The organism is Kitasatospora sp. GAS1066B, assembly GCF_041262605.1.
Classification (GTDB): domain Bacteria; phylum Actinomycetota; class Actinomycetes; order Streptomycetales; family Streptomycetaceae; genus Kitasatospora.
Genome location: NZ_JBGCCO010000001.1, coordinates 117,059 through 142,201 on the forward strand (window position 1 = coordinate 117,059; position 25,143 = coordinate 142,201).

3 protein-coding genes are annotated in these 25,143 nt (G+C 74.1%); all 3 read right to left on the reverse strand.

Annotation, left to right across the window (positions count from 1 at the left end; genetic code table 11):
* From ABH937_RS00500 to ABH937_RS00510, 3 genes are read right to left on the reverse strand one after another with little or no spacing between them, the layout of a single operon-like run.
* Entirely contained in the window at window positions 1-15,456 is a 15,456-nt protein-coding gene (locus ABH937_RS00500; protein ID WP_370216854.1) for a type I polyketide synthase, read from the reverse strand.
* Window positions 15,449-24,910: a type I polyketide synthase gene (locus ABH937_RS00505; RefSeq protein ID WP_370216733.1), complete on the reverse strand. Its 9,462-nt coding sequence runs from the start codon at window positions 24,908-24,910 to the stop codon at window positions 15,449-15,451. Before ABH937_RS00505 ends, ABH937_RS00500 begins: the two co-directional genes overlap by 8 nt.
* The gene (locus ABH937_RS00510; protein WP_280694293.1) at window positions 24,910-25,140 is read right to left on the reverse strand and encodes a hypothetical protein; all 231 of its coding nucleotides are present in this window, start codon (window positions 25,138-25,140) and stop codon (window positions 24,910-24,912) included. Before ABH937_RS00510 ends, ABH937_RS00505 begins: the two co-directional genes overlap by 1 nt.
* Window positions 25,141-25,143 lie beyond the last annotated feature (3 nt).

A 25,143-nucleotide genomic window follows, 5' to 3' on the forward strand; every position in this document is an offset into this window, starting at 1 on the left:
TCAGCCCCTGCCGAACTTCTTGTCGATGTAGTCGAAGATCTCGTCGTCGCTGGCCTCGTCGATGCCCGCCGCGTCCGCGCTCTCGTCGGCGCCGCGAGCGGCGTTCCAGCTCGCCAGCAGGGTCTGCAGGCGGACCGCGATCTGTGCGTGGGCGGCGTCGTCAGGGGCGACGGCGGTGTGCTCGTCCGCGCTGAGCGAGGCGACTGCCGCCTCCAGCCGGTCGAGCTCCTCGAGGAGTTGGGGCGCCGCCGGCTCGCCGGCCGGAGCCAGCTCGGCCAGCAGGAACTCGGCCAGCAGGGTGGGCGTCGGGTGGTCGAAGACCAGGGTCGCGGGCAGCCGCAGCCCGGTGGCCTCGGTCAGCCGGTTGCGCAACTCGACGGCGGTCAACGAGTCGAAGCCCAGCTCGCGGAAGGCCTGCCCGGCACCGACCAGCTCCACCGAGGTGTAGCCGAGCACGGCCACCACATCGCCACGCACCAGATCGAGCACCAGTCGTCGCTGCTCGGTCGTCGACAGGCCGGCCAACTTCTGTGCCAGCGTGGCCTGCTCGACCTCGGCCGGGGCCGCGCTCGCGACCGCACGACGGGCCGGCATGCGGACCAGACCCTGGAACGGCCCGGGCAACGCGTCAGGCACCGTCGCCAGCGCACGCAGCGCCCGCAGGTCCAGGTGCATCGGCACCAGCACCGGCTCGCCGCTGACCGCGAGGGCGTCGTCGAAGAGGGCCAGTCCCTGCTCGGCGGTCATCGGGAGCACCCCGCCGCGCGCCGACCTGGCCAGGTCCACCTCGCTCAACCGGCCTGCCATGCCCCGCCGTTCGGCCCACATGCCCCAGACCAGCGAGACCGCGGCCAGGCCCTGGGCGTGGCGGTGGCGGGCGAGTGCGTCCAGGAAGACGTTGGCCGCACCGTAGCTGCCCAGCCCCGCGCCGCCCAGCGTGCCGGCGGCGGCCGAGAAGAGCACGAACGCGTCCAGGTCCAGGTGCGCGGTGAGTTCGTGCAGGTGCACCGCCGCGTCCACCTTGGGGCGCAGCACCCGCTCGACCCGCTCGGGGGTGAGCCCGCCGATCACGCCGTCGTCCAGCACGGCGGCGGTGTGCACCACGGCCGTCAGCGGATGCTCGGCGGGCACCTGGGCCAGCAGCTCGGCCAGCTCCTCGCGGTCGGCCACGTCACAGGCCGCCATCGTCACCTCGGCGCCCAAGTCACCCAGTTCGGCGACCAGTTCGGCCGCACCCTCGGCGGCGAGGCCACGCCGACCGGCCAGCAGCAGGTGGCGGACGCCGCGCTCGGTCACCAGGTGGCGGGCGAGCAGCGCACCGAGTCCGCCGGTGGCGCCGGTGATCAGCACCGTGCCCTCGGGGTTCAACTCGCCTGCTGTGGGCAGCTGTTCGTCGCTCGCGGCCGGACGGGCGACCCGGGCCAGCCTGGGCACCCGCACGGTGCCCGCGCGCAGCGCGAACTCGTGCTCGCCGCCGGCGACCGCGAGCGGCAGCAGGCGGCGGGACTCCTCGTCGTCGTCCAGGTCCACCAGCACGAAGCGGTCCTGGTTCTCGAGCCGGGCGGCCCGCACCAGGCCCCAGATCGGGGCGTGGACCAGGTCGATCGCCCCGTCACCGGAGCCGGCCGCCACCGCGCCGCTGGTCACCAGCACCAGGCGGGACGCGGCGAGCCGGTCGTCGGCGAGCACGCCCTGCACCAGGCCGAGGGCCTGTTGGGTCGCCGCGTGGACCTCGGCCGCGAGCTTCCCGCTGTCGCCCGGCGCTACCGGGAAGGCTGCGGGGAACGCCGCTGGGAAGGCCGCCACGACGGCGTCCGGTGCGGGCCGGCCGGCTGCGACGGCTGCGCTCAGCTCGGCCAGGTCGGCGTAGAACTCGGTCTGCTCACCGGTCAGTTCGAGCGTCGCCCCGATCTTGAGCTGGTCGGCGCCGAGCACCGCCCAGCTCGTGGCGCGACGGGTCGCGGCCGGCGCCGACTGCGACTGCGACTGCAGATGCGGCAGCGGCGTCCAGTCGACCCGGAAGAGCGCGTCGTGCCGACCGGCCGCCGTGCCCCGGCTGAGCTGCTCGGCCGAAACCGGGCGCAGTTCCAGCGAGTCCACCGAGGCGACCGGCGCACCCGAGCTGTCCGCCACGGTCAGCGACACCGCATCCGTACCCGTGGGCGTGAGCCGCACCCGCAGCGCCGAGGCGCCGGCGGCGTGCAGGGCGAGGCCGCGCCAGGCGAACGGGTGCCGGCTCTGCGGCTCGTCCCGGGCCGGGTCGGCCGTACCCGGTGCGGGGGTGAGCGCCAAGGCCTGCAAGGCGGCGTCAAGCAGCGCCGGGTGCAGGCCGTAGGCGCCCGCCTGCGGCTGCAGCTCCTCCGGCAGCTGGACGGTCGCGTAGATCGCGTCCTCGTGCTGCCAGGCCTTGCGCAGGCCCTGGAACGCGGGCCCGTAGCACAGACCGGCCAGCGCCAGCCGCTCGTAGCGGCCTTCGACCGGCAGCTCGACGGCCCCGGCCGGCGGCCACGCGGCGGCCGGGTCGAGCGGCGTGGCGAGGGTGGCGGTGGCGGTGGCAGTGGCGCTGGCCAGGGTGCCGCTCGCGTGCCGGGTCCACGGCGCGGCCGGCGCCGCCTCGTCGGGTCGCCCGTAGAGGTTCAGCGACCGGCGGCCCGCGCTGTCCGGACCGCCGACGACCAGCTGCAGCTGAAGCGCGGCCTCCTCGGGCAGCACCAGCGGCACCTCCACCGTCAGTTCCTCGACCAGGTCGCAACCCACCTGGTCGCCGGCCCGGATGGCAAGCTCGACGAACGCCGCCCCCGGCAGCACCACGGTGTCGCCCACCGCGTGGTCGGCCAGCCAGGGGTGGGTGCGCAGGGCGAGCCGGCCGGTGAACAGGAACCCGTCGGAGTCGGGCAGTTCGACGGCCGCACCCAGCAGCGGGTGCTCGGCGGAGGCCAGACCGGCCGAGGCGACATCCGCGCCGGCGGCAGCGGTCAGGGCAGGCTGCACCCAGTAGCGTTCGCGCTGGAAGGCGTAGGTGGGCAGGTCGATCCGGTGGGCGCCGGTGCCGGCGAAGTAGGCCGGCCAGTCGACGGCCGCCCCGTTCGCGTGGGCCAGGGCGAGCGCGGTGGTGATCGTCCGGGCCTCGGGGCGGTTGGCCCGCAGGGTCGGTGTGAAGGCGCTTTCCTCGGCCGTGGCGCACTCCTGGGCCAGCGCGGTGAGGGTGCCGTCCGGACCCAGCTCCACGAAGGTGCGCACGCCCTCGCGCTCCAGCGTCACGATCGCGTCGGCGAAACGCACGGCCTCGCGGACGTGGCGCACCCAGTACTCGGGGGACGTCAGGTCGGCGGACTGGTCGAGCGTGGAGACGATCGGCAGCTGCGGCGCGTTGAACGTCAACTCCGCGGCGATGGACCGGAACTCGGCGAGCATCGGGTCCATCAGCGGCGAGTGGAATGCGTGGCTCACGGTGAGGCGCTTCGTCTTACGGCCCTCGGCGGCCAGCTTCTCCGCCACCTCCAGGACAGCCGCCTCAGCACCCGAAAGCACCACCGAGGTCGGACCGTTGACAGCGGCGATACCGACGTCCGAGCGGTCCGCGAGGAACGGCAGCACGTCCGTCTCGGCGACCTGCACCGCCACCATCGCGCCACCCGAGGGCAGCGCCTGCATCAGACGACCACGCGCCGCCACCAGCCGGGCCGCATCGCCCAGCGAGAACACACCCGCCACATGCGCGGCCGCCAGCTCACCGATCGAGTGACCCGCCAGGACATCGGGGCGCAGACCCCAGGACTCCACCAGCCGGAACAGGGCCACCTCGATCGCGAACAGGGCGGGCTGCGTGTACGCGGTCTGGTCGATCAGCGCGTCGGCGTCCTTCAGCGGCGTCTCCAGGTGCCGGTCCAGCTCCGCGCAGACCGCGTCGTAGGCCGCCGCGAACGTCGGGAAAGCGCTGTACAGTTCGGCGCCCATGCCGAGTCGCTGGCTGCCCTGGCCGGTGAAGAGGAACGCGAGCTTGCCCGGCGTCCCCGTGCCCCGGACCGCACCGGTGGCCGCGTCGCCCGACGCCAACGCGCCGAGCGTGTTCAGGACTTCCTCGCGGTCCTCGGCGACCAGCACCGCGCGGTGCTCCAGCTGGGCCCGGCTGGTCGCCAACGAGTAGGCCACATCGACCGGTTCGGTCTCCGGCCGGTCCGCCAGGAAGGTGCGCAGCCGCTCCGCCTGCGCCCGCAGCGCCGGCTCGGTGCGTGCGGAGATCACCAGCGGGAGGGCCGCCGGGGCCGGGGCCGCCGGCTCGGCCACCGCGTCCACAGCGGCGGCGGGGGCCTGCTCCAGGACGACGTGGGCGTTGGTACCGCTGAGACCGAAGGAGGAGACGCCGGCCCGGCGCGGCCGACCAGTCTCCGGCCACACCTGGTTCTCCGCGAGCAGCGCCACCGCACCCGCCGACCAGTCCACATGCGGAGTCGGCTCGTCGATGTGCAGGCTCTGCGGCAGCACACCATGGCGCATCGCCAGCACCATCTTGATGATGCCCGCGACACCAGCGGCGGCCTGAGTGTGACCGATGTTCGACTTGATCGAGCCGAGCCAGAGCGGCCGGTCGACCGCCCGGTCCTGCCCGTAGGTGGCCAGCAGAGCCTGGGCCTCGATCGGGTCACCCAGCTTGGTGCCCGTGCCGTGCGCCTCGACCGCGTCGACCTGGTCCGCCGTCAGGCCTGCGTTGGAAAGCGCTTGCCGGATCACCCGCTGCTGCGAGGGACCGTTCGGGGCGGTCAGACCGTTGCTGGCTCCGTCCTGGTTGACGGCGCTTCCACGCACGACCGCCAGCACCGGGTGCCCGAGGCGCTGAGCCTCGGAGAGCCGCTCCACGAGCAGCATGCCGACACCCTCACCCCAGCCCGTACCGTCCGCGCCGCCCGCGAACGGCTTGCAACGCCCGTCGGCGGCCAGTCCGCCCTGGCGACTGAACTCGACGAAGGCACCCGGCGAGGACATCACCGTCACACCACCGGCCAGCGCCATCGTGCACTCACCGCTGCGCAGCGCCTGCGCCGCCATGTGCAGGGCGACCAGCGAGGAAGAACAGGCGGTGTCGACCGTGACCGCCGGGCCCTCCAGGCCGAAGGTGTAGGAGAGCCGGCCGGAGACCACGCTGGCGGCGTTGCCGGTGCCGAGGAAGCCCGCGAGGTCGTCGGAGGCGTCCATGGCCAGCTGGAGGTAGTCCTGGCCGTTGGTGCCGACGAAGACGCCGGCCCGGCTGCCGCGCAGCGTGGCCGGGTCGATGCCGGCCCGCTCGAACGCCTCCCAGGAGGTCTCGAGCAACAGCCGCTGCTGCGGGTCCATCGCCAGCGCCTCACGCGGCGAGATGCCGAAGAAGGTCGGGTCGAACTCCGCGACCTCGTAGAGGAATCCGGCGCTGCGGGTGTGCGAGGAGTGTGCCTCGTCGGTGTCGGTGTCGAACAGCGACGCCAGGTCCCAGCCGCGGTCCGTCGGGAATCCGGAGATCGCGTCGCCGCCGGAGACCAGCAGTTGCCAGAGGTCCTCGGGCGAGCCGACACCGCCGGGGAAGCGGCAGCTCATCGCAACGATCGCGATCGGCTCATCATCCACCGCGGTCGGCGCGGCGGCGGTCGGAGTGGCCACCACCCCGCCGAGCAACTCGTCGCGCAGGTGGTCGGCCAGCGCGGCCGTGGTCGGGTAGTCGAACACCAGGGTGGCGGGCAGCACCAGTCCGGTCGCGGTGCCCAGCAGGTTGCGGAACTCGACGGCGGTGAGCGAGTCGAAGCCGAGTTCGCGGAACGCCTTGCCGACCTCGACGGACTCCGGGTTGCTGTAGCCGAGCACGGCCGCCACGTTGCCGCGCACCACGTCGAGCAGCGCGCGCCGCTGCTCGACCTCGGGCAGCGCGGCCAGGCGCTGCGCGAGCGCACCGGCTCCACCGGAGGTGGCGATGGCGTCGGGGGTGGCCGCCTCGATCGCCGCGCGGGCCTCGGGCAGCCCGTCGAAGAGGCGGCTGGGCCGGGCGGCGACGAAGGCCGGGGCGAACTGCGCCCAGTCCAGGTCGGCAGCGGTCACCGCAATGTCCCCGACGGAGAGCGCGCGGTGCAGGAAGGCCAGTCCCAACTCCGGTGCCATGGTGTGCAGGCCGCCGCGGCGCATACGCTCGGCCAGCGCCTCGTCGGCCGCCATGCCGCCCTGTGCCCAGGGGCCCCAGGCGATCGAGGTGGCGGGCAGGCCGTCGGCGCGGCGCTGCTCGGCGAGCGCGTCCAGATAGGCGTTGGCGGCCGCGTAGTTGGCCTGACCGGCGCTGCCGACGACACCGGCGATCGAGGAGAAGAGCACGAACGCGCCCAGGCTGCTGGTGAGTTCGTGCAGGTTGCGGGCGGCTTCCACCTTGGGACGGGCCACGACAGCGAACCGCTCGGCCGTCTGGCCGTCCAGCACGCCGTCGTCGAGCACGCCGGCGGTGTGGAAGACAGCCGAGACCTGGTGGGCCGCCAGCAGCTCAGCCAGCGCCGCACGGTCGGCCACGTCGCACGCCACGACGGTCGCGGCCGCGCCCAACTCGGCCAGCTCGGCGACCAGTTCCTCCGCACCAGGGGCCTGCGGGCCGCGTCGGCCGACCAGCAGCAACTGCTCGGCACCGTTGCGGGCCAGCCAGCGCGCCACCTCGGCGCCCAACGCCCCGGTGCCACCCGTCACCAGCACCGTGCCGGACGGCTGCCAGGCGACCGCCTCACTGCGCGGGGCGCGCAGCAGGCGGCGAGCGAGGGCACCGGACGCGCGGACGGCGACCTGGTCCTCACCACCGGCCCCGCCCAGCACGCCGGCCAGGCGGGACAGCGCACGGTCGTCCAGGTTCTCGGGGAGGTCGATCAGACCGCCCCAGCGGTCGGGGTGCTCCAGCGCCACTACCCGGCCCAGGCCCCAGAGTTGGGCCTGCTCGGGGTTCGCCAGCCGCTCGGCGGACCCGGTGGCGACCGCACCTCGCGTCACGCACCACAGCGGCGCCGCGATCGCGGCATCGCCCAGCGCCTGCACCAGCGCGAGCGTCCCGGCCACGGCCAGCGCCTCGTCCAATCCGAGCAGCGAGAGCACGCCCGCCACCGGGTCGGCGCCGGCCGCCTGCCGCAGGCGCTCGGCGAGCGGGGCGCGCTCGGCCTCCGCCGCGGTGAGGTCGATCCGCTGCACCGCGACGCCGCGATCGGTCAGCAGGCGCAACGTGTCCAGCACCGCGGCGTCCTCGGCGGCGCCGACCGGCACCGCCACCAGCCAGCGGCCCGCCGGGCCGCCATGGCCGGCGTCGGCGATCGGCTGCCAACCGGCCTGGTAGCGCCAGCCGTCCACGGTGGAGCGGTCGCGCTGCTGCCGGCGCCAGGCCGACAGAGCGGGCAGCAGCGAGCCCAGCGGCCCTTCGCTCCGGGCCTCGACGGCGAGCGCCGCCGCGAGGCTGTCCAGGTCGCCGCGCTCCACCGCGTCCCAGAACTCCGCGTCCACCGGGTCGGTCGCCGTGCTGCCGGAGGTCGGCGCCGCAGACTCCAGCCAGTACCACTCGTGCTGGAATGCGTAGGTCGGCAGGTCCACCCGGCGGGCATCCCGGCCGGCGAACACCGCCGTCCAGTTCACGGCCACGCCACGGGTGTGCAGCGCGGCGAGCGCGGTGGTCAGCGCGCGGGCCTCGGGGCGGTCGGCGCGCAGCACAGGCGCGAAAGCGCTTTCCTCAACGGTGGCACAGTCCTGGCCCATCGCCGAGAGCACCCCGTCCGGGCCCAACTCGACGAAGGTGCGGACGCCTTGGCCCTCCAGGGTGGCGATCGCGTCGGCGAACCGGACGGCCTCGCGGACGTGGCGCACCCAGTACTCGGGGGACGTCAGGTCGGCGGACTGGTCGAGCGTGGAGACGATCGGCAGCTTCGGCGCGTTGAAGGTCAACTCCGTGGCGACCGCGCGGAACTCGGCGAGCATCGGGTCCATCAGCGGCGAGTGGAACGCGTGGCTGACGGTGAGGCGCTTGGTCTTGCGGCCCTCGGCCGCGAGTTGCTCCGTGATCTCCAGGACGGCCGCCTCGGCGCCCGAAAGCACCACCGAGGCAGGCCCGTTGAGGGCGGCGACACCGACGTCCGAGCGGCTCGCCAGCAGCGGCAGCACCTCGTCCTCGGTCGCCTGCACCGCCACCATCGCGCCACCCGAGGGCAGCGCCTGCATCAGGCGGCCACGCGCCGCGACCAGTTTGGCAGCATCGGCGAGTGACAGGATGCCCGCCACGTGCGCGGCGGCCAGCTCGCCGATCGAGTGACCCACCAGGACGTCCGGGCGGATGCCCCAGGACTCGACCAGCCGGAACAGCGCCACCTCGATCGCGAAGAGCGCGGGCTGGGTGTACGCGGTCTGGTCGATCAGCGTGTCGGCGTCCTTGAGCGGCATCTCCAGGTGCGGGTCCAGCTCCGCGCACACGGCGTCGTAGGCGGCCGCGAACACCGGGAAAGCGCTGTACAGTTCGGCGCCCATCCCCGCCCGCTGGCTACCCTGCCCCGTGAACAGGAACGCGAGCTTGCCCGGCGTCACCGTGCCCCGGAGCACACCGGCCGCCGCGTCACCCGCCGCCAACGCGCCCAGCGCGCCCAGGAGTTCCTCACGGTCCTCGGCGACCAGCACCGCGCGGTGCTCCAGCTGGGCCCGGGTCGTCGCCAACGAGTAGGCCACATCAACCGGTTCGGTCTCCGGCCGATCCGCCAGGAAGGCGCGCAGCCGCGCGGCCTGTGCCCGCAGCGCGTCGCTGTCCTTCGCTGACAGCAGCCAGGGCAGCACGGTCGTGCGCACCGGCTCGGCGGCGGCCCGGGCCGGCTCGGCGGCCTCGGGGGCCTGCTCGAGGACGGTGTGCGCGTTGGTGCCGCTGATGCCGAAGGAGGAGATCGCCGCGCGGCGCGGGCGGCCGGTCACCGGCCAGGGGCGCGCCTCGGTCAGCAACTCGACCGCGCCGGACGACCAGTCGATGGTCGGCGACGGCTGGTCCACGTGCAGGGTGCGCGGCAGCACACCGTTGCGCATCGCCATCACCATCTTGATGATGCCCGCGACACCGGCGGCGGCCTGGGTGTGCCCGATGTTGGACTTGATCGAGCCGAGCCAGAGGGGCTCGTCCTGTGCCCGCTCGCGGCCGTAGGTGGCGAGCAGGGCCTGGGCCTCGATCGGGTCGCCCAGCGTGGTGCCGGTGCCGTGCGCCTCCACCGCGTCGACCTCAGCGGGTGTCAGCCCCGCGCTGGAGAGCGCTTGCCGGATCACCCGCTGCTGGGACGGGCCGTTCGGCGCGGTCAGACCGTTGCTGGCGCCGTCCTGGTTGACGGCCGAACCGCGCACCACGGCGAGCACCGGGTGCCCGAGGCGCTGCGCGTCGGAGAGCCGCTCGACCAGCAGCATGCCCGCGCCCTCGCCCCAACCGGTGCCGTCGGCGGCGGCGGCGAAGGACTTGCAGCGGCCGTCGGCGGCCAGGCCGCGCTGGCGGCTGAAGTCGACGAAGGTCTCGGGCGTCCCCATCACGGCCACGCCGCCGGCCAGCGCCATCGTGCACTCGCCGGTCCGCAGCGCCTGGATCGCCCAGTGCAGCGCGACCAGCGAGGAGGAGCAGGCCGTGTCCACCGTGACCGCCGGGCCCTCGAGGCCGAAGGTGTAGGCGACGCGTCCGGACACGATGCTGCCGGAGTTGCCGGTGCCCAGGTAGCCCTCGACGCCCTCGGGCAGTTCGCTGATCCCGCTGGTGTAGTCGTGGTACATCAGGCCGGCGAAGACGCCGGTCCGGCTGCCGCGCAGGGTGGCCGGGTCGATGCCCGCGCGCTCGAACGCCTCCCAGGAGACCTCCAGCAGCAGCCGCTGCTGCGGGTCCATGGCGAGCGCCTCGCGCGGCGAGATGCCGAAGAAGGACGGGTCGAAGAGGCCCGCGTCGTGCAGGAAAGCGCCTTCACGGGCGTACGAGGTGCCCTGGTGGTCCGGGTCCGGGTGGTAGAGACCGTCCAGGTCCCAGCCACGGCCGGTCGGGAAGCCGGAGACCGCGTCCTCACCCTCGAAGACCAGCCGCCACAGGTCCTCCGGCGAGGCCACCCCGCCCGGGTAGCGGCAGGCCATGCCGACGATCGCGATCGGCTCGTCGTCCGCCGCCGTGAACACCGGGCCTGCCACGGCCGTCTCGGCCTCGTCGCCCAGCAGCTCGGCCCGCAGGAAGGCGGCCAGCGCGAGCGGGCTCGGGTAGTCGAAGACCAGCGTCGCCGGGAGCCGCAGGCCGGTCACACCGTTCAGCTCGTTGCGCAGCTCGACGGCGGTCAGCGAGTCGAAACCCAGCTCCTTGAACGCCCGGCTGCCCTCGACGGCACTCGCGTCCGGGTAGCCGAGCACGGCCGCCACCCGGGCGCGCACCAGGTCCAGCAGCGCGGCCTCGCGCTCGCCCGCAGGCAGTGCCAGCAGGCGGGTTGCCAGCTCGGAGCCGCCGGCTTGGAGTGCGCGCGCGGCCCGGCGGGCGGGCGCCCGCAGCAGCCCGCGCAACAGCGGCACGATCTCCCGGCCTACGTCCTTACCCAACGCAGCCTTGCTCAGCCCCGCCAGGTCCAGCCGCATCGGGATCAGGGTCGCGGTGTCCGCGCCGAGGGCGGCGTCGAACAGCGCCAGGCCTTCGGCGGCGGCCAGCCCCTGGACGCCGGAGCGCGCCATCCGGTCGACGTCGCCGTCCCCTAGCGCGGCGGCCATCCCGGTGCCTTCGGCCCACAGGCCCCAGGCGAGCGAAGTAGCAGCGAGCCCCTGGGCCCGGCGCTGCTCGGCCAGGGCGTCCAGGAAGACGTTGGCGGCGGCGTAGTTGCCCTGGCCCGGACCGCCGAAGGTGCCGGCGGCGGACGAGAAGAGCACGAACGCGCTCAGGTCGCTGGTGAGTTCGTGCAGGTTGAGCGCCGCGTCCAGCTTCGGACGCAGCACGGTGTCGAGCCGCTCGGGAGTGAGCGAGGAGACGATTCCGTCATCCAGCACACCGGCGGTGTGCACCACCGCCGACACCGGATGCGCCGCCAACAGCTCGGCCAGCGCGTCACGGTCAGCCACGTCACACGCGGCGACCGTCGCGACGGCGCCCAACTCAGCAAGCTCAGCCACCAGTTCGGCCGCACCCGGCGCATCCACACCACGCCGCGAGACCAGCAGCAGGCTGCGCACCCCGTGCTCCGCCACCAAGTGGCGAGCCACCAGACCACCCAGGGTGCCGGACGCGCCAGTCACCAGCACCGCGCCGTCACCGTCGAAGACCGGCGCCGGGTCGACGGCAGCGGTGGCGCGGGCCAGGCGGGGCACCCGCACGGCGCCCGCACGGACGGCGAGTTCCGGTTCGTCGGTCGCCAGCATGCCCGCCAGGAGGGCACCGGAGGCACCGTCGGCGTCAAGGTCGAGCAGCACGAACCGGCCGGGGTTCTCGGACTGTGCCGAGCGCACCAACCCCCAGAGCGGGGCGTGCACCAGGTCGTTGAGACCAGTCGCGTCGGCGGCCACCGCACCTCGGGTCACCAGCACCAGGCGGGAGTCCACGAACCGCTCGTCCGCCAGCCACTCCTGGACCACCGCGAGCACACGGTGCAGGACAGATCGGACAGTTGACGCAGTGTCAGTCTCGGTTCCCGCATCCAGTGCGAGGAAGACCACCTCGGGCGCGGCCAGACCGCCGTCCACCGCCGCACCCAGCGCCGCCAAATCGGCGAAGGCCGGCGCACCGAACGTCTCTGCGCCCAGCGCGGCCCAGTCGCCGGCCGACCCGGTCGAGACCGCGAGTGGCTGCCACGCCACGCGGAAGAGCGAATCCGTGAACCCGCCACCGGCGGCGCGCACCTGCTCCTCGGACACCTCGCGCAGCACCAGCGAATCGACCGCGGCCACCGGCTGACCGGTCTCGTCGGCCAGTTCCAGCGCGATCGCGTCCGGTCCGGTGCGCGACAGGCGGGCGCGCAGCACGGCGGCGCCCGAGGCGTGCAGGGTGACGCCGCTCCAGGAGAACGGGAGCCGGCCGCGCCCGGTGTCGTCCAGCAGGGTGCCGATGCCCACCGCGTGCAGCGCGGCGTCCAGCAGCGCGGGGTGCAGGCCGAAGGCGGCCGCGCTGTCGCGGGCCTCCTCGGGCAGCGCCACCTCGGCGAACACCTCGTCCGCTCGCCGCCAGGCCGCCCGCAGGCCGCGGAAGAGCGGCCCGTAGCCGAAGCCGGCCGCGCTGAGCCGCTCGTACAGGTCGGTCACGTCGACGGCGTCCGCGCCGGCCGGCGGCCAGGCGGTCAGCTCGAACGACGGCTCGGCAGCCGTGCCCGGTGCGAGCACACCGGTGGCGTGCCGGGTCCACGGCTCTTCCGCCGGGGCGTCCTCCGGACGGGAGTGCAGGCTCAGCGGTCGCCGGCCCGACTCGTCCACCGCGCCCAGGGCCAGGCGTAGTTGGACGCCGCCGTGCTCGCGCAACACGAGCGGCGCCGCCAGGGTCAGCTCCTCCAGCACCGAGCAGCCCACCTGGTCGCCGGTGCGGATCGCCAGCTCGACGAAAGCGGTCCCCGGCAGCAGGATCGAGCCCAGCACGGCGTGGTCGGCCAGCCACGGGTGGGTCTGCACCGAGAGCCGGCCGGTGAACACCAGGCCGTCCCAGTGCGGGAGTTCGACGCTCGCGCCGAGCAGCGGATGCCCGGCGGCGGTGAGCCCGAGCGAAGCCGGGTCGCCCGTCGAGATGCCGCCTTCGAGCCAGTAGCGCTGACGCTGGAACGGGTAGGTGGGCAGGTCGATCCGGCGGGCGCCGGTGCCGGCGAAGACCGCCGACCAGTCCACGGCCAGGCCGCGCGCGAAGCCCTGGGCCAGGGCGGTGGTCAGCGCGCGGGCCTCGGGGCGGCCGGCCCGCAGGAGAGGCGTGAAAGCGCTTTCCTCGGCAGTGGCACAGTCCTGGCCCATCGCCGAGAGCACCCCGTCCGGGCCCAACTCGACGAAGGTGCGGACGCCTTCCCGCTCCAGCGTCTCGACGGCGTCGGCGAAGCGGACGGCCTCACGGACGTGGCGCACCCAGTACTCGGGGGACGTCAGGTCGGCGGACTGGTCGAGCGTGGAGACGATCGGCAGCTGCGGCGCGTTGAACGTCAACTCCGCGGCGATGGCGCGGAACTCGGCCAGCATCGGGTCCATCAGCGGCGAGTGGAACGCATGGCTGACCGTGAGCCGCTTGGTCTTGCGCCCCAGCTCCGCCAGCTGTCCGGCGACCTCCGACACGGCCTGCTCAGTACCCGAAACCACCACAGAGGTGGTCCCGTTGACGGCGGCGATGCCGATCTCGTGCTCGCGGCCCGCCAGCAGCGGCAGCACCTCCTGCTCGGTCGCCTGCACCGCCACCATCGCACCGCCGGCGGGCAGCGCCTGCATCAGGCGGCCGCGCGCCGCCACCAGCTTGGCCGCGTCGGCGAGCGAGAGGATGCCCGCGACGTGCGCGGCGGCCAGCTCACCGATCGAGTGCCCGGCCAGGAAGTCGGGCCGCAGGCCCCAGGATTCGACGAGGCGGAACAGCGCCACCTCGATCGCGAACAGCGCCGGCTGCGTGTACGCGGTCTGGTCGATCAGCGCGTCGGCGTCCTTGAGCGGCCTCTCCAGGTGCCGGTCCAACTCCGCACAGACCTCGTCATAGGCCGCCGCGAACGCCGGGAAAGCGCTGTACAGCTCCGCGCCCATCCCAGCCCGCTGGCTGCCCTGCCCGGTGAAGAGGAACGCCGACCGGCCCTCGACGACAGCGCTCTCGACGACGTTGCCCGCCGGCTCCCCCGCCGCCAGCGCGGCCAGCCCGCTCAGCAGTTCTTCGCGCTCGCCGGCCACGACCACCGCACGACGCTCCAGCGCCGCCCGACCCGTCGCCAACGAGTGCGCCACATCCACCAGTTCGGCGTCCGCGACGACCGGCAGCAGCCGCTCGGCCTGCTCCCGCAGCGCACCCGCGTCCCGCCCCGACAGCACCACCGGCAGCACCGGCAGCACCGAGGACGACGCCGCCGGCTCGGCCACCGGCTCCGCCTCGGCCGAAGGCGCCTGCTCCAGGATGGTGTGCGCGTTGGTGCCGCTCACGCCGAACGCCGAGATGCCGACCCGGCGCGGCTCGCCGGTCTGCGGCCACCCGGTGGTCTCGGTCAGCAGCGAGACCGCGCCCGCCGACCAGTCCACATGGGGCGACGGCTCGTCCACGTGCAGCGTCTTCGGCAGCACGCCGTGCCGCATCGCCATGACCATCTTGATCACACCGGCGACACCCGCCGCCGCCTGGGTGTGACCGAGGTTGGACTTGAGCGAGCCGAGCCAGAGCGGCCGTTCGGCCGCCCGCTCCTGGCCGTAGGTGGCGAGCAGCGCCTGGGCCTCGATCGGGTCGCCCAGCGTGGTGCCGGTGCCGTGCGCCTCCACCGCGTCGACCTGATCGGCCGTCAGCCGGGCGTTGGACAGCGCTTGCCGGATCACCCGCTGCTGCGACGGCCCGTTCGGCGCCGTCAGACCGTTCGAAGCACCGTCCTGGTTGACCGCCGAGCCGCGCACGACGGCGAGGATCGGGTGCCCGTTGCGGCGGGCGTCGGAGAGCCGCTCGACCAGCAGCATGCCGACGCCCTCGGACCAGCCGGTGCCGTCGGCCCCGGCGGCGAAGGCCTTGCACCGGCCGTCGGCGGCCAGGCCGTGCTGCCGGCTGAACTCGACGAACACGTCCGGGGTGGCGAGCACCGTCACGCCGCCGGCCAGCGCCAGCGAACACTCGCCGTTGCGCAGCGCCTGGACGGCCAGGTGCAGCGAGACCAGCGAGGAGGAGCAGGCGGTGTCGACCGTGACGGCCGGCCCCTCGAAGCCGAAGGTGTAGGAGACCCGGCCGGAGACCACCGCCGCCGCGTTGCCGGTCAGCAGGTAGCCCTCGACGCCGTCCGGCAGTTGGTCGGTCACGCCCGCGTAGCCGGAGGCGGAGGCCCCGACGAAGACGCCGGTCCGGCTGCCGCGCACCGTCTCCGGGTCGATACCGGCCCGCTCGAAGGCCTCCCAGGAGGTCTCGAGCAGCAGCCGCTGCTGCGGGTCCATGGCCAGCGCCTCGCGCGGGCTGATGCCGAAGAACGCCGGGTCGAACCGGTCGGCGCCGGCCAGGAACCCGCCGCCACGGGCGTAGAAGGTGCCCTGGCGGTCGGGGTCCGCGTCGTACAGGTCGGCCAGCTGCCAGCCGCGGTCGGCCGGGAACTCGCCGATCGCGTCCACGCCCTCGGCGACCAACCGCCACAGCGCCTCCGGTGACTCCACGCCGCCGGGGAAGCGGCAGCTCATCGCGACGATCGCGATCGGCTCCTTGGAAGCCGCGATCAGCTGCTGGTTCTGCCGGCGCAGCCGCTCGGTCTCCTTGATGGAGGCCCGAAGCGCGGCAACGACTTTTTCGTTCGGCGTGGTCATCATGGGCTCCGCTTCGGACGGGTCAGGAATCGTTGCTGTCTAGAGCGATGTCGATCAGGCTGTCGAGGTCGAGCGAGTCGATCAGGTCCAGCCCGTCGCCGCTGTCCGGGAGCACGCTGTCGGCACCGGGATCGGCCAGGCTCAACAGGGTTTCCAGCAGCCCCAGTTCGCGGAACCGGGCCAGCGGAATGGCTGCCAGCGCCTGGCGCAACTCGGCCTCCTGGGGGTCCAGGGCGGCTTCGCGGGCCTGGTCGGGGAACAGCTCGTCGCGCAGGTGCTCGGCGAGTGCCGCGGGCGTGGGGTAGTCGAAGACCGCGCTGGCAGGCAGTTTGAGGCCGGCCGCCCCGGCGAGCCGGTTGCGCAGCTCGACCGCCGTCAGCGAGTCGAAGCCGAGCGCCCGGAACGCCCGGGCGGGCTCCACCGCGTGCGCACCGGCGTAGCCGAGGACGTCGGCCACCTGGCCGCGCACCAGCTCCAGCAGTGCGCGATCGCGCTCGACGCCGCTCAACTCGGCCAGCCTGGACCGAAGTCCGCCCTCCTGACCGTCGGCGACCGGCGCGGCTGCGGCCTGCTCGGCAGCCAACGCCTGCCGCACCTCGGACAGTTCGCCGATCAGCGGGCGCGGCCGGGCGGCGGTGAAGGACGGCACGAAGCGGGCCCAGTCGACGTCGGCGACCACGCCCGTGGCAGCCCCGCTGTCCAGGGCCAGTTGCAGGCCGAGCAGCGCGGCGGCGGGATCCATCACCGGCAGGCCGAACCGGCGCAGGTGCTCCTCGGCCGCCTCGCCCGCCGCCATGCCGGCCTCGCCCCAGGGGCCCCAGGCCACCGAGGTGCCGGACAGGCCGCGGGCTCGGCGAGCGTCCACCAGGGCGTCCAGGAAGGCGTTGGCGGCGGCGTAGGCCGCCTGGCCGCCGCTGCCCCAGACTCCGGCGATCGAGGAGAAGGTCACGAAGGCGTCCAGCTCGGCGTCGCCGAGCAGCGCGTCCAGGTGCACCGCGCCGGTCACCTTGGCAGCGATCACCGCTGCCAGGTCGGCGAGTTGACTGTCCATCAGGCTGGCGTCGGCCACCACGCCGGCCGCGTGCACCACCGCACTGAGCGGGCGGTCCAGCGAGCCGAGCAGCGTCGCCAGTGCCTCGCGGTCGGCGACGTCGCAGGCCGCGATGGTGACGGTGACGCCCAGGGCGGTGAGTTCCTCGCGCAGCTCGGCCGCGCCGGGGGCCTGCGGGCCGCGCCGGCTGGTGAGCACCAGGTGCTCGGCGCCGCCCCGGGCCAGCCAGCGGGCCACCTGGGCGCCCAGCGCGCCGGTGCCGCCCGTGACCAGCACGGTGCCGCGCGGGCGCCAGGCGGTGCCGGTCGCGGGCTGCGACGCCCGGACCAGCCGGCGGGTGCGCAGGCCGGCGGGGCGCACGGCGAGCTGGTCTTCGCCGTCACCGGTGGCGAGCGCGCCGACCAGCAGGGCTTGGGCGCGCTCGTCCAGCTGCTCGGGAAGGTCGATCAGGCCGCCCCAGCGGTCGGGGTGCTCGAGCGCCACCACCCGGCCCAGTCCCCAGACTTGTGCCTGCCCGGGGTTGGTCAGACGGTCGGCACGGTCGGTGGCGACCGCGCCACGGGTCAGGCACCAGAGCGGTGCCGCCGACTCCACGTCGCCCAGTGCCTGCACCAGCAGCGCGGTGGCCGCCAGGCCCGCGGGCAGCGCGGGGTGCGCGGCGTGCGGGGTCTCGTCGAGGGCGAGCAGCGAGACGACGCCGGCCAGCGGGCCGGTCACGGCGAGTTCGGCGCGCAGCCGGTCGGCGAGGGTGGCGCGGTCGGCGTCCGCCGTGCCGACGGTGAGCTGCCGGACGTCGGCGCCGTGCCCGGTCAGCGCGGCGCGGGTGGCCGCGGTGAGCTCGGAGTCGGCGTCGGCGGCCGCGGTGACGAGCAGCCAGCTGCCGGTGAGCGCGGCGGCGGGCGTGCCGGTGACGGGGTGCCAACCGACCTGATAGCGCCAGCCGTCCACGGTGGAGCGGGTGCGACTCTGTCGACGCCAGGTCGACAGCGCGGGCAGCACCGAGCTGAGCGGCTGGTCGCCGTCCAGGCCCAGGGTCGCGGTCAGCGCTTCGAGGTCCTCGCGCTCGACGGTCTCCCAGAAGCGGTCGTCCGTGGTGTCCCGGCCGCGGTCTCCGGCGGACGGGGCGTCGGCGGACGGGGTCGGCCAGTAGCGTTCGCGGTGGAAGGCGTAGGTGGGCAGGTCGATCCGGTGGGCGCCGGTGCCGGCGAAGTAGGCCGGCCAGTCGACGGCCGCGCCGTTCGCGTGGGCCAGGGCGAGCGCGGTCGTGATCGTCCGGGCCTCGGGGCGGTTGGCCCGCAGGGTCGGCGTGAAAGCGCTTTCCTCGGCCGTGGCGCACTCCTGCGCCAGCGCGGTGAGGGTGCCGTCCGGACCCAGCTCCACGAAGGTGCGCACGCCCTCGCGCTCCAGCGTCACGATCGCGTCGGCGAAACGCACGGCCTCGCGGACATGGCGCACCCAGTACTCGGGGGATGTCAGGTCGGCGGACTGGTCGAGCGTCGAGACGATCGGGAGCTGCGGCGCGTTGAACGTCAACTCCGCGGCGATGGACCGGAACTCGGCCAGCATCGGGTCCATCAGCGGCGAATGGAACGCATGGCTCACGGTGAGCCGCTTCGTCTTACGGCCCTCGGCAGCCAGCTTCTCCGCCACCTCCAGGACAGCCACCTCGGCACCCGAAAGCACCACCGAGGTCGGGCCGTTGACAGCGGCGATACCGACGTCCGACCGGTCCGCCAGCAGCGGCAGCACGTCCGTCTCGGCGGCCTGCACCGCCACCATCGCGCCACCGGCCGGCAGCGCCTGCATCAGACGACCACGCGCCGCCACCAGCTTCGCGGCGTCGCCCAGCGAGAACACACCCGCCACGTGCGCGGCCGCCAGCTCACCGATCGAGTGACCCGCCAGGACGTCGGGGCGCAGACCCCAGGACTCCACCAGCCGGAACAGCGCCACCTCGATCGCGAACAGGGCGGGCTGCGTGTACGCGGTCTGGTTCAGCAGCTCGCCGTCGCCGGCTTCGAACAGCACCTCCCGCAGCGGACGCTCCAAGTGCCCGTCGAACTCCGCGCACACGGCGTCGAGAGCCTCGGTGAACACCGGGTACGTCTCGTACAACTCAGCTCCCATGCCCAGCCGCTGACTGCCCTGGCCGGTGAAGAGGAAGGCGAACCTGCCGCCCGTGGCCGAGCCCCGGATCACAGTCGCACCGGGGTCACCCGAGACCAACCCCTCAAGACCCCCCAGGAACCCCTCATTACCGCTGGTCACCACTACGGCCCGGTGCTCCAGCGCCGCCCGGCCTGTCGCCAGCGAGTAGGCCAGGTCCAGCAACCCGGCCGGGTCCGGCCGGTCGCCGGCCCAGGAGCGCAGCCGCTCCGCCTGTGCACGCAGCGCGGGCTCGGTGTGGGCGGAGAGCAGCAGCGGCACGGTGCCGAGGGTGCTGGGTGCGTCAGCCGACTCGGCCACGGCGGCTGCCGGTGCCTGCTCCAGGACGACGTGGGCGTTGGTGCCGCTCATGCCGAAGGAGGAGACGCCGGCCCGGCGCGGCCGCCCGGTCTCCGGCCACACCTGGTTCTCGGCCAGCAGCGTGACCGCGCCCGCCGACCAGTCCACATGCGGGGTCGGCTCGTCGATGTGCAGGCTCTGCGGCAGCACACCATTGCGCATCGCCAGCACCATCTTGATGATGCCCGCGACACCAGCGGCGGCCTGGGTGTGACCGATGTTCGACTTGATCGAGCCGAGCCAGAGCGGCCGGTCGGCCGGTCGGCCCTGCCCGTAGGTGGCCAGCAGAGCCTGGGCCTCGATCGGGTCACCCAGCTTGGTGCCGGTGCCGTGCGCCTCGACCGCGTCGACCTGGTCCGCCGTCAGGCCGGCGTTGGAAAGCGCTTGCCGGATCACCCGCTGCTGCGACGGTCCGTTCGGGGCCGTCAAACCGTTCGAAGCGCCGTCCTGGTTGACAGCGCTTCCACGCACGACCGCGAGCACCGGGTGCCCGAGGCGCTGAGCCTCGGAGAGCCGCTCCACGAGCAGCATGCCGACACCCTCACCCCAGCCCGTACCGTCGGCGCCGCCCGCGAACGGCTTGCAGCGCCCGTCGGCGGCCAATCCGCCCTGGCGGCTGAACTCCACGAACGCCCCGGGGGTGGACATCACGGTCACCCCGCCGACCAGCGCCATCGTGCACTCACCGCTGCGCAGCGCCTGCGCGGCCAGGTGCAGGGCGACCAGTGAGGAGGAGCAGGCGGTGTCGACCGTAACGGCCGGGCCCTCCAGGCCGAAGGTGTAGGAGAGCCGGCCGGAGACCACGCTCGCCGCCGTGCCGGTGCCCAACTGGCCCGAGAGCTCGTCCGCCGAGGTCGCGGCGAGGGTGAGGTAGTCCTGGCCGTTGGTGCCGACGAAGACGCCGCCCTGGCTGCCGCGCAGCGTGGCCGGGTCGATGCCGGCCCGCTCGAACGCCTCCCAGGAGGTCTCGAGCAACAGCCGCTGCTGCGGGTCCATCGCCAGCGCCTCACGCGGCGAGATACCGAAGAAGGTCGGATCGAACTCCGCGACCTCGTAGAGGAAACCACCGTCGCGGGTGTGCGAGGACTGCGCCTCATCGCTGCCGGAAAGCGCTTCCAAGTCCCAGCCGCGGTCGGTCGGGAAGCCGGAGATCGCGTCGCCGCCGGAGGCGAGCAGCTGCCACAGCTCCTCGGGCGAGCCGACACCGCCGGGGAACCGGCAGCTCATCGCGACGATCGCGATCGGCTCATCAGCCACAGCCGCGCTGCGCGCGGTGGTCGACTCGGCGGCGGCCTCCCGGCCGAACAGCTCGGTGCGCAGGTACTGGGCGAGCGCCGCCGAGGTCGGGTAGTCGAAGACCAGCGTGCTCGGCAGGCTCAGGCCGGTGACGGCGTTCAGGCGGTTGCGCAGCTCGACGGCGGTCAGCGAGTCGAAACCCAGTTCCTTGAACGCTCGGGCCGCGTCCACCGCGTCCGGCCCGGGATAGCCGAGCACGGCCGCCACCTCGGTACGGACGGCTTCGAGCAGCGCGCGGTCCCGCTCGGTCGGGGCCAGGCCGGCCAGGCGCTGCGCCAGCGGACCGTGCTGCGCCTCCTGCTCGGCACCGGAAGCGGCACCGGCCGACGCCAGGGCCTGGCGGGCCTCGGGGATCGCGTCGAACAGCATGGTGGCGCGGCGGCTGCCGGTGGCACCGCCGAGCAGCAGGTCCCAGCTGATGTCGGCGACCGCGAGTGCGGTGTCGCCGTTCTCCAACGCCTGCTGCAGGGCGGAGATCGCCGGGGCCGGGGCCATCGGCGGCACGCCCTCGCGGCGCAACCGCTGCTCCAGGGCCCCGTCGGTGGCCATCCCGCCACGACTCCACGGCCCCCAGGCGATCGACGTGGCCGGCAGGCCGTCGGCGCGACGCTGCTCGGCGAGCGCGTCCAGGTAGGCGTTGGCGGCCGCGTAGTTGGCCTGACCGGGGTTTCCGATGACGCCGGCGGTGGAGGAGAAGAGGACGAACGCGCCCAGGTCGCTGGTGAGTTCGTGCAGGTTGCGGGCGGCGTCCACCTTGGGACGGGCCACGCTCTCGAACCGCTCGGCGGTCAGGCCGTCCAACACGCCGTCGTCGAGCACGCCGGCGGTGTGGAAGACGGCCGAGACCGGCTGGGCCGCCAGCAGCTCGGCCAGCGCCGCGCGGTCGGCCACATCGCATGCCACGACGGTCGCGGTGGCACCCAACTCGGCCAGCTCGGCGACCAGTTCCGCCGCACCCGGGGCTTCCGGGCCACGCCGGCCGACCAGCAGCAGCTGCTCGGCGCCGTTGCGGGCCAGCCAGCGCGCCACCTCGGCGCCCAGCGCCCCGGTGCCACCGGTCACCAGCACCGTGCCGGACGGCCGCCACGGGGTCGCCGCGCCGCGCGGGGCGCGGACCAGGCGGCGGGCGAGCAGGCCCGCGGAGCGCACCGCGAGCTGGTCCTCGCCGCCGACGCCGCTCAGCACGGCGGCCAGCAGCGACAGCGCGCGGTCGTCCGGGGCTGCGGGGAGATCGATCAGACCGCCCCAGCGCTCCGGCTGCTCCAGCGCGGCCACCCGGCCCAGGCCCCAGAGTTGGGCCTGCACCGGGCTCGTCAGCCGCTCCGCGCGCTCGGTGGCGACCGCGCCGCGGGTCACGCACCACAGCGGCGCCGCGATCGCGGCATCGCCGAGCGCCTGCACCAGGGCCAGCGTCCCGGCCACGGAGGTGGCTTCGTCCAGCGTGAGCAGGGAGAGCACACCGGAAACCGACGTTCCGTCAGAGAGACTGTCATTGAGCTGAGTTGTGACGGAACCGCGCTCGGCGCCGGTCAGTTCCAGCAGCCGGACCGTCGCGCCGCGCGCGGTCAGCAGCCGCGCCACGCCCTGGACGAGCGCCTCGTCGCGCTGCCCGGCCGGGAGCGCCACCAGCCAAGTGCCCGACAGCGCAACCGATGCGGCGTCTGCGAGCGGCTGCCAGCTGATCCGGTAGCGCCAGCCGTCGACCGTGGACTGAGCGCGGCTCTGCCGGCGCCAGGCCGACAGGGCGGGCAGCAACTCGCCGAGCGCGCCGCCGTCCTCGACCGCGAGCGTCGCGGCCAGCTCCGTGACGTCCTCGCGCTCAACCGCTGCCCAGAACTGCGCGTCGGTCGCATCGGCCGCGGCGGCCCCGGCCAGGGTGCCCGCACCACCCGACTCCAGCCAGTACCAGTCGTGCTGGAAGGCGTAGGTCGGCAGGTCGACCCGGCGAGCGGGGCGGCCTGCGAAGAGTGCCTCCCGGTCCAGCGCGCCGCCGCGCACCTGGACCCGGGCGACGCCGGTCAACAGCGTCTCCACCTCGGGCCGATCGGCGCGCAGGGTCGGCGCGAAAGCGCTTTCCTCGGCGGTGGCGCAGTCCTGGCCCATCGCGGAGAGGGTGCCGTCGGGGCCCAACTCGACGAAGGTGCGGACGCCTTCCCGCTCCAGGGTCTCGACGGCGTCGGCGAAGCGGACGGCCTCACGGACGTGGCGCACCCAGTACTCGGGGGACGTCAGGTCGGCCTGCTGGTCGAGCGTGGAGACGATCGGCAGCTTGGGCGCGTTGAACGTCAACTCGGCGGCGATGGCGCGGAACTCGGCCAGCATCGGGTCCATCAGCGGCGAGTGGAACGCATGGCTGACCGTGAGCCGCTTGGTCTTGCGCCCCAGCTCCGCCAGCTGTCCGGCGACCTCCGACACGGCCTGCTCAGTACCCGAAACCACCACAGAGGTGGTCCCGTTGACGGCGGCGATGCCGATCTCGTGCTCGCGGCCCGCCAGCAGCGGCAGCACCTCCTGCTCGGCCGCCTGCACCGCCACCATCGCACCACCCGAAGGCAGCGCCTGCATCAGACGACCACGCGCCGCCACCAGCTTGGCCGCGTCGGCGAGCGAGAGGATGCCCGCGACGTGCGCGGCGGCCAGCTCACCGATCGAGTGCCCGGCCAGGAAGTCCGGCCGCAGGCCCCAGGATTCGACGAGGCGGAACAGCGCCACCTCGATCGCGAACAGCGCCGGCTGCGTGTACGCGGTCTGGTCGATCAGCGCGTCGGCGTCCTTCAGCGGCCTCTCCAGGTGCCGATCCAGCTCCGCACAGACCTCGTCATAGGCCGCCGCGAACGCCGGGAAAGCGCTGTACAGCTCCGCGCCCATCCCAGCCCGCTGGCTGCCCTGCCCGGTGAACAGGAAGGCGAGCCGGCCGTCGGTGACCTCGCCCCGCACGACCCGCTGACCAGTGGTCTCGCCGGCCGCCAGCGCGCGCAGCTCGCGGCGGAAGTCGTCCAGTTCGGCGGCGACCAGCACCGCGCGGTGCGACAGTGCGGCGCGGGTGGTCGCCAACGAGTAACCCAGGGCGGCCGGATCAAGGTCGGCGTCGGTGTCGGCGGTCAGCTGGGTCAGCAGCCGTCCGGCCTGGGCGCGCAGCGCGTCGGCGCTCTTCGCCGACAGCAGCCACGGCACCACCGCGGTCAGCACCGGGGCCGCGGTGGTGACCGGCGCCGCCGGCTCCTCGGCGACCTCGGCCGGGGCCGGCTCCGGCGCCTGCTCCAGGATGGTGTGCGCGTTGGTGCCGCTGACGCCGAAGGAGGAGACCGCGGCCCGCCGGGGCTCGCCCGTCCGCGGCCAGTCCCGGGCCTCGGTGAGCAGCTCCACGGCGCCCGCCGACCAGTCCACGTGCGGGGTCGGCTCGTCCACGTGCAGGGTCTGCGGCAGCACTCCGTGCCGGATCGCCATGACCATCTTGATCACACCGGCGACACCCGCCGCCGCCTGGGTGTGCCCGATGTTCGACTTCAACGAGCCCAGCCAGAGCGGCTGTTCGGTGGCGCGCTCGCGTCCGTAGGTGGCCAGCAGGGCCTGGGCCTCGATCGGGTCGCCCAGCGTGGTGCCGGTGCCGTGCGCCTCGACCACGTCGACCTGGTCGGCCGTCAACCGGGCGTCGCCCAGGGCCTGGCGGATCACCCGCTGCTGCGCCGGGCCGTTGGGGGCGGTCAGGCCGTTGCTCGCGCCGTCCTGGTTGACCGCGCTGCCGCGCACCACGGCGAGCACCGGGTGCCCGAGGCGGCGGGCGTCGGAGAGACGCTCGACCAGCAGCATCGCGACGCCCTCGGACCAGCCCGTGCCGTCCGCGCCGGCCGCGAAGGACTTGCAGCGGCCGTCCGCCGAGAGGCCGCGCTGGCGGCTGAACTCGATGAAGACGTCCGGGGTGGCCATCACGGTGACGCCGCCGACCAGGGCCTGCGAGCAGTCGCCGCGGCGCAGCGCCTGGCACGCCCAGTGCAGCGCCACCAGCGAGGAGGAACAGGCGGTGTCCAGAGTGGCGGCCGGGCCCTCCAGGCCCAGGGTGTAGGCGATCCGGCCGGAGAGCACGCTGGTCGCGTTGCCGGTCAGCAGCCGGCCCTCGACGCCCTCCGGCACCTCCTTCAGCTCCGAGCCGTAGCCCTGGTAGCTGCCGCCGACGTACACGCCGGTCCGGCTGCCGCGCAGCGTGGCCGGGTCGATGCCGGCCCGCTCGAACACCTCCCAGGACGCCTCGAGCAGCAGGCGCTGCTGCGGGTCCATCGCCAGCGCCTCGCGCGGGCTGATGCCGAAGAACTCCGGGTCGAAGCGCCCCGCGTCGTGCAGGAAGCCGCCGCCGGTCGCGTAGACCGTGCCGGGGTGGTCGGGGTCCGGGTGGTACAGGCCGTCGACGTCCCAACCCCGGTCGGCCGGGAACGGGGTGATGGCGTCCCCGCCGGTGGCGACCAGCCGCCACAGGTCCTCCGGCGACCGCACGCCGCCGGGCAGGCGGCAGGTCATCGCCACGATCGCGATGGGCTCCTGCTCGGCGTCCTCGACCTCGCGCAGCTTGCGGGTGGTCTTGCGCAGCTCGGCCGTCATCCACTTGAGGTGGTCGAGGAGCTTCTGTTCGTCTGCCATCAGAGGGCCACCTTCGGGGAAGCCGGAACACGTGCGGTCGGGGAGCGGAAGATCGCGGTCATGAGCTGACCGATGGTGAGCTGATCGGCTGTGGCGATGAGGTGATCAGCCGTCGGCTGATCGGCTGTGGGCCGGTCGAGCGCGAGCTGGTCGAGCGTGGGCCGGTCGAGCGTGGGCTGGCCGGGCAGCAGTTGCTCGGTCGGCGGCCGTTCGGGCGGTGCGGAAGTCATCTC

Coding starts and splice junctions, on each gene's coding strand:
- ABH937_RS00510 (WP_280694293.1), bottom strand. CDS start 25,140: ATGACTTCCGCACCGCCCGAACGGCCGCCGACCGAGCAACTGCTGCCC.
- ABH937_RS00505 (WP_370216733.1), bottom strand. CDS start 24,910: ATGGCAGACGAACAGAAGCTCCTCGACCACCTCAAGTGGATGACGGCC.